The organism is Sulfurihydrogenibium sp., assembly GCF_027448985.1.
Classification (GTDB): Bacteria; Aquificota; Aquificia; order Aquificales; family Hydrogenothermaceae; genus Sulfurihydrogenibium.
In genome coordinates this window covers 1-1,496 of sequence record NZ_DAIDMN010000154.1, presented here as the reverse complement: position 1 = coordinate 1,496, position 1,496 = coordinate 1, and the positions used below count along the sequence as shown (strand labels likewise).

Here is a 1,496-nt window from a genome sequence, read left to right as displayed (position 1 = left end):
CCTTAGAGCTTGCTGTTGAAAGGATGCTTCCTAAAAACAAATTACAGAAAAGATACATGAAAAGATTGAAACTTTGCCTGTCTTCTTTTTTCTTCTATCCTTCTACTTTTTAGTCTTATTAACTGTCTTTCTACTTCGTCTATAACAAAGTCTATTGCTGAGTATAGGTCATTACTCTCTTCCCATGCGTGAATTACTCCTCCTCCTGGGGTGTTAAAATAAACGTCTATATCTACCCTGTTTCTGTGTCTATGTTTTTCAAAATCGTACACTACTCTTACTCTTACAGAATCTGGTTCTGTGTCTAGCTCTTTTAAATAGTTTTTAAGTCTTTCAAGTTTGTGCTCTGTGTAAGCTTTGATGAAATCGGTTAAATCAATGTTTTTTCCAACATGTTCTACTTGCATTTTTGCCTCCTGATTTAAAATTTTTTTCTTTTCCTTGAATCCGGTATATTCAACTCTTCTCTATATTTTGTAACTGTTCTTCTTGCAACCGTTATTCCTTGCTGTTTTAACAGATTAACTATATCACTATCACTATACGGTTTTTTTTGGTTTTCATTTTCAATTAGTTGTTTTATTAAATATTTTACATGGTCTGATGAAATATTTCCACTTTCTTTGCTTGCTTTGTTAGAAAAGAATGTTTTGAGTGGAATTACACCGTTTGGAGTTTGAATGTATTTACTGTTTACAAGTCTACTAACTGTAGATTCATGAAGTCCTACATTTTTCGCAACATCTTTTAATGTCAAAGGTTTTAAATGTTCTTTTCCATTTAATATAAACTCTTTTTGATAGTCAACTAAAAATTCAACTAGTTTTTTTAGATTTTCTCTCCTTTGTTGAATACCATTTACAAGTCCTACAGCTTTTTGTAGTTTTTCGTATAAAAATTTTTTGGTTTCTTCTGATAAATCTTTACGGTTCAAAACTTTTTTGTATTGGGAAAGAATATTTATCTTTGGGATACCGTATTCGTTGATTTCTATTTCAAAAGGTTTTTCTTCATCACCGGTAAAGTAAAGAAATATATCCGGTTCTATATACCTTATTTCAAAATCTTCATAACCGTATAACGGATATGGTCTTAAAGATTTTATATTTTCTATTATTTCTGATACTTCATCGTCTGTTAGATTGTACTTTTCTTTAAGGTACTCCTTATCATTTAATTTTTCTAAATCTTGCTGAATTATTTCTTGAACAACTTTATCTTTTCCGTATTTATCTTTATATTCTTGATATAAAAACTCTTTTAAATTCAAAGAAGCTAATCCGGTTGGCTCTAAATCCATCACTTTCTTTCTTATTTTTTCAACATATACTAAATCTAATTTGTATTTTTCAGCAATTTCTTTCAGTGTCTCTTTATTCATGTATCCTTTTTCGTCTAAATTATCTACTATCTCTAACGCAACTTCTCTCTCTTTATCCTCAAATTCTATATCTATTTGTGTTTGTAATATATCGTACAAAGATGGTTTGTATGCT

General features: G+C 29.5%; 2 protein-coding genes. Both read right to left on the bottom strand.

The features are described from left to right. Nucleotides 1-41: 41 nt before the first annotated feature. Nucleotides 42-407: a ribosome-associated translation inhibitor RaiA gene (gene raiA / locus NE054_RS08200; RefSeq protein WP_297890485.1), complete on the bottom strand. Its 366-nt coding sequence runs from the start codon at nt 405-407 to the stop codon at nt 42-44. Between the two features lie 14 nt (nt 408-421). Then, the coding region (gene rpoN / locus NE054_RS08195; protein WP_297890483.1) for an RNA polymerase factor sigma-54 at nt 422-1,496 on the bottom strand (1,075 nt) is incomplete at its 5' end.

Excerpts from the sequence above, each read along its gene's own strand:
- raiA (WP_297890485.1), bottom strand. The coding sequence starts at position 407 with ATGCAAGTAGAACATGTTGGAAAAAACATTGATTTAACCGATTTCATC.